Source organism: Holdemanella sp. MSK.7.32, from assembly GCF_024460475.1.
Lineage (GTDB): Bacteria > Bacillota_I > Bacilli_A > Erysipelotrichales > Erysipelotrichaceae > Holdemanella.
The window spans coordinates 1-4,848 of record NZ_JANFYN010000079.1; the positions used below are offsets into that span (position 1 = coordinate 1).

Genomic DNA, 4,848 nt, shown 5'->3' on the forward strand with positions numbered 1-4,848 from the left:
CTTGTGTTTCAATGCCTTCTGCAATGAGTTTCAATCCCATTTCATCACAATACTCTACCAATAGCTTCATCATACTTTGTTTAGACTTACTTAAATGAATATTACGTACTAATTCAATATCGGCCTTTAAATAATTGGGCGTTGTATTCACAACACGATTTAATCCAGAATACCCAGCTCCAACATCATCTAAAGCAATCTGATACCCTTGATCAATATAGTGATTCATAATGGATTGAAGCAACACATAGTTTTCAATGTCAGTTCTTTCCGTAATTTCAAAGACAATGTCTTCATTTAATAAACCAAACTTTTCTAATTTTCGATTGGTAAAAAGAGAAATAAAGTTAGAATCTTGAAAAATCTGTCCATCCACATTTAAGAATATTTTTGTTCCCAAAGGCTTATTCACGGATGCCTCTAAAGCTTTATCTCGACAAAGCTTCTCTAGTTTCCATACATAGCCATATGCTTCAGCTACTTTAAATAATTCTTCTATATTCATGTACAATTCTTTATTTCCAATCCGACTTAACGATTCATAGGCTACGACTTGACATGTTTCTAAATCTGCAATGGGTTGAAACACAGGATAAATAGCTTTTGTATCTAAAATCGTCAATAGTGCTTGTTTTTTCTTGTTCACGATTATGAGATTACCAAAGATTTATTAATGAATATACAAACTGAAATTAATTCTTTGTAAAATATGATACACTATTCTTAAGCATAGACACACTTAAAGGAAAATAATATTATGAAAACAATTCAAAGAACACTCAGGATTTTTATAATCCTTTTTTCCATGCTTATTTCACCGGTTCAGGTAAAGGAAAACACATCATCAAACTGGATGGAAAAGATTAGTGATGAAACAAAACTGAGTGCAATGTCGATTCCAGGTACACATGATTCAGCCACACAATATGTTAGTTTGAGTCCAATCTTTCAATGTCAAGATACAGACATTAAAACACAACTAGAAAATGGCTATCGCTATTTAGATATACGCTTGGTTTTAAAGAAAGATAATTTTATCTTGAAACACAACTTTGCCAAGTGTAAAAAAGAAAGATCTATATTTTCTACACCACTCACTTTAGATGATGTATTAGAGGATATTTATACTTTTCTAGACAAACATCCATCTGAAACCGTTATTTTTTGTGCGAAGAAAGAAAATAGGGGTATTTAAAGGAATATGATTGGCTGAAAAAGAATTATGGAATCCTCATTGTTGATTTTGCAGATCAAGAATTAGCGCACAAAATTTATTCAACAAATTAAAAGAGTCAAAGCATTTTATTTCGCTTTGACTTTCTTTTGTCTTAATATCTCAAAACTAAATACAGCTGCAGCACTCGCTGAATCTAGAGCATTTCTAAAATCTCTTCCATATTCTACGACTATATTTTGTTTGGAAGCTGCCGTAATGGTTGAGCTAAGGCCTCTTAAAGCTCCTCCTAGACACAAACAAAAATCCGATTCAAACGTATAGTCATAGAGTCCTACGGCATCTTTTCTGTGTGCACAAAGAATTGGAAGGTTATTCTTTTTACAATAGTCTACTAATTCTTCATCTGAATCTACAAAATAGATTGGTAGTTTTTCATAGGCACCGGCACTGGCCTTTAAAATGGTTTGTTCGGCAAAGCTCCAGTCTCGTTTTGGAAGAATCATCACATCACATCCAGATGCATAGAGAGTTCTTGAAATACTTCCCAAATTATATGGATCTTCTACGCCGTCGATGTAACAAAGAAATCCATGGACATGTGTTTCAATAAGTTGAGGAATCTGTTTTTCTTCAGCTATGAGTAAAATACCACCATGTGTTTTTCCAGTTGCGAGTTCATTGATTTCATCACGCGAACAGAAAACAACTTCACAACCACGACTTTTGGCAATTTTAGCCAAATATCTTGTATCTTTTGTATTTTTTTTCTTATCAATATATAGTTTTTTACAATCACGAGACCCTGCTTCTAATAGGGCTTTGCAGGAAATGGCCCCTTCAAATATTTTTTCCATACGACTATTATAATGGCTTTTATAATTTTTTTCTAGATGCTATTATATATGGTATGGAAGGAGTCTTACTTAAATGCATTTTAAATTAACCCAAGAAATGAAGCAGCGAATCATCGTTTATTCTACGTCTTTCATTATCGCAATCTTATTTTTTACAATATTGAATAAGTTTAAAGACATTAAACGAGCCATTCAGTTTATAATAACGATACTATTTCCTTTCCTTCTAGGAATTGGATTGGCGTTTATATTAAACAATCCGCAAAAATGGGTTGAAGATAAGTTACTACAGAATATTCCAATGCATAAAAACCACAAAAGAATACTATCAACTGCTCTTGTGTTTATATTGACCATTGGATTCTTGATCTTATTTTTCTCCATTATAATTCCGAATACGATTGATTCTGTGCGACAATTTTCTAAAAACATTGCGGTTTATTCCGATACTTTAATTGGATACACAAAAGATTTTGCGTATAAATTAAACATTTCAGAAAAACAAGTTGAACAAATGTTGATCAATTTTGACGTCACAAAGAAAATCACAAGTGTAGTCACTGAATCGATTCCTAAAATCGCTTCTTACTCTTATGGATTTGTGAAAGGATTCATTAACTTGATTTTAGCTTTCGTTTCCGCATTTTATATCTTATTGGACCGTGAAAAACTTGTTAAGGGCATAAAAAAGTTAAATTACTCATTATTTGATAAAAACTTTGCGAACTACTTAACTCTTTGGACAAATGACGCGAAGACTGTATTTGAACAATATATCGTAGGAAATATCATTGACTCATTTATTGTCGGTGTTATCTGTTACTTTGGTGCCTTAGTATTAAAACTACCCTACGCAAGTATGATTGCCCTGATTATCGGTGTCACAAACGTCATTCCCGTCTTTGGACCATTCTTAGGCGCTATTCCCGTCATCATTATCTTATGTTTGATTGACCCATTCTCAGCCTTGATTTTTGCAATCTTTATCTTCATCCTTCAACAATGCGATGGAAACATTATTAAACCAATTGTTCTTGGAGATAAACTAGGAATGTCAGGCTTCTGGATTTTATTCTCAGTTACTATTGGTGGTGCATTATTTGGCGTTGTTGGTATGTTTTTAGGTGTTCCAATCTTTGCGCTAATCTATGCAGGTGTACATGATTATATTCAAGTTCGATTAAGAAACAAAAAAATCACAATCAACGATAGAGCAGGAACTATTGATTAGTTTCCTGCTTTTTACGTGCAATTTTTGAAAAAATGTGTATACTTATGTAAGTTAGGAGGAACTACCTTTGAATTTTATAGACATTATTTTAGATACAATACACGATACATGGGCTATGCTCCCCTTATTGTATATTACTTATTGTATATTAGAAGTTTTCGAAAGAAAGAATACGCAAGACGATAGACTCTTCTTTGGACTACAAAGACTTGGACCTATTTTAGGCGCATTAGTAGGATTGATTCCCCAATGTGGATTTAGTATTCTAGCCGCTATGTTGTTTGTCCAAAATAACATTACATTAGGAACACTTGTTAGTGTTATGATTGCGACAAGTGATGAAGCCATTCCAATCCTTATTAGTAATCCTAAGATGTATTCATCTTTACTTGGTATTTTAGGATTAAAATTAGTTATCGCAATCGTTGTTGGATTATTTACTGATCATGTACTATTTCGCAATCAAAAAATCCTCCGCTTCGAAGATATGGAAGAAGAGGATTATGACGATGAAGAATACGAGGAAGAAGAAAGTTCAGGATCAAGCTGTCCATGTTGCTATCCTGAATATCCATTATGGATCAGTGCCTTATTAAGATCTTTAAAAATCTATGTATTCATCTTTATTACTAGCTTTGTATTAACCTTATTAATGGAGTTGATTGGAGAAAAAACATTATCTATGATCTTGCTTCAAGATAATTTATTCCAGCCAATCATTGCCGCACTATTCGGCTTTATTCCTAACTGTGCAGCTACAGTTGTTCTAACGCAGCTTTATACAGCTGGTGAATTATCCTTTGGATCCTTACTTGCAGGACTTGTCACAAATGCAGGGCTTGGTTTAATTGTGATGATTCGTTATGAAGCAAGAAAGAAAGACATTTTAAGAACCATTTCCATCCTATTTATAACAGGAGTTATCGTAGGTATTGGATTTATGTTATTATAGCCACAATTGTGGCTATTTTTTATCTTCCTGGAAAGATCCAGATTTCAAAATGTTCAGTATCATACCAAAACAAAAGAATAAGTATAGCAACAATCAACAAAACAATAGCGAAATATAGAGTACTCATCTTCTCTGCAAATTTGTCTGAGTTCAATTCTGGATGTGCTTCTAGTTCTTCCAATCGTTTCTTTGCTATTTTATCAAGCCAACTCATAGTTACCTCTTCTTAGACTAATATTGGAAAATGAAATGGAAATATATCAATTTCCGGATGATTCCATTGATACCAAAGTGCTAAAACAAGTACAGCTGCTAAGATAACAATCACATAGAATTTAATATCCTTCATGATATTATTTCCCTTCTCTTCAAAATCATTTGAATTCAATTCAGGATGTTGATCTAATTCATCAATTCTTTTTTTCGTTGTTCTTTCAATCCAGCTCATAAAATATACCTCTCTTTAATTATATTTTAACCATTAAATATATATATAAATATGGTAAACTTTGTCACTATGCTGGCCAAATAAGCACGAAAAAAGCTAGAAACAAATGTCTCTAGCTATCTTTCCAAAAAATGGTGGGGACGGTGGGACTTGAACCCACACGGGATTTCTCCCAACGGATTTTAA

At 32.9% G+C, this 4,848-nt stretch carries 7 protein-coding genes; 3 read left to right on the top strand and 4 right to left on the bottom strand.

Annotation, left to right across the window (positions count from 1 at the left end):
- Positions 1 to 646, bottom strand: a 646-nt coding sequence (locus NE544_RS11585; protein WP_256269443.1) for an EAL domain-containing protein, incomplete at its 3' end; no start/stop codon positions are given.
- Between the two features lie 111 nt (positions 647 to 757).
- Between NE544_RS11585 and NE544_RS11590 the strand changes: the two genes are divergently transcribed.
- On the top strand, positions 758 to 1,195 hold the full coding sequence (locus tag NE544_RS11590) for a phosphatidylinositol-specific phospholipase C domain-containing protein (protein ID WP_256269444.1): 438 nt from the start codon (positions 758 to 760) through the stop codon (positions 1,193 to 1,195).
- Positions 1,196 to 1,302: 107 nt separating this feature from the next.
- Here the strand turns inward: NE544_RS11590 and NE544_RS11595 are convergent, their stop codons facing one another.
- On the bottom strand, positions 1,303 to 2,031 hold the full coding sequence (locus tag NE544_RS11595; RefSeq protein WP_256269445.1) for a TrmH family RNA methyltransferase: 729 nt from the start codon (positions 2,029 to 2,031) through the stop codon (positions 1,303 to 1,305).
- A gap of 73 nt (positions 2,032 to 2,104) precedes the next feature.
- On the opposite strand from NE544_RS11595, the gene NE544_RS11600 reads away from it, so the two are divergent.
- Both NE544_RS11600 and NE544_RS11605 read left to right on the top strand, forming a co-directional pair.
- The gene (locus tag NE544_RS11600; RefSeq protein WP_256269446.1) at positions 2,105 to 3,262 is read left to right on the top strand and encodes an AI-2E family transporter; all 1,158 of its coding nucleotides are present in this window, start codon (positions 2,105 to 2,107) and stop codon (positions 3,260 to 3,262) included.
- 67 nt (positions 3,263 to 3,329) lie between these two features.
- The gene (locus NE544_RS11605; protein ID WP_256269447.1) at positions 3,330 to 4,214 is read left to right on the top strand and encodes a putative manganese transporter; all 885 of its coding nucleotides are present in this window, start codon (positions 3,330 to 3,332) and stop codon (positions 4,212 to 4,214) included.
- 19 nt (positions 4,215 to 4,233) lie between these two features.
- Here NE544_RS11605 and NE544_RS11610 read toward each other — a convergent pair whose 3' ends face one another.
- Entirely contained in the window at positions 4,234 to 4,428 is a 195-nt protein-coding gene (locus NE544_RS11610; RefSeq protein WP_118114224.1) for a hypothetical protein, read from the bottom strand.
- A gap of 12 nt (positions 4,429 to 4,440) precedes the next feature.
- Positions 4,441 to 4,662: a hypothetical protein gene (locus tag NE544_RS11615; protein WP_256269448.1), complete on the bottom strand. Its 222-nt coding sequence runs from the start codon at positions 4,660 to 4,662 to the stop codon at positions 4,441 to 4,443.
- Between the last annotated feature and the right edge of the window lie 186 nt (positions 4,663 to 4,848).

Excerpts from the sequence above, each read along its gene's own strand:
- NE544_RS11610 (WP_118114224.1), bottom strand. The coding sequence starts at position 4,428 with ATGAGTTGGCTTGATAAAATAGCAAAGAAACGATTGGAAGAACTAGAA.
- NE544_RS11595 (WP_256269445.1), bottom strand. The coding sequence starts at position 2,031 with ATGGAAAAAATATTTGAAGGGGCCATTTCCTGCAAAGCCCTATTAGAA.
- NE544_RS11615 (WP_256269448.1), bottom strand. The coding sequence starts at position 4,662 with ATGAGCTGGATTGAAAGAACAACGAAAAAAAGAATTGATGAATTAGAT.
- NE544_RS11590 (WP_256269444.1), top strand. The coding sequence starts at position 758 with ATGAAAACAATTCAAAGAACACTCAGGATTTTTATAATCCTTTTTTCC.
- NE544_RS11600 (WP_256269446.1), top strand. The coding sequence starts at position 2,105 with ATGCATTTTAAATTAACCCAAGAAATGAAGCAGCGAATCATCGTTTAT.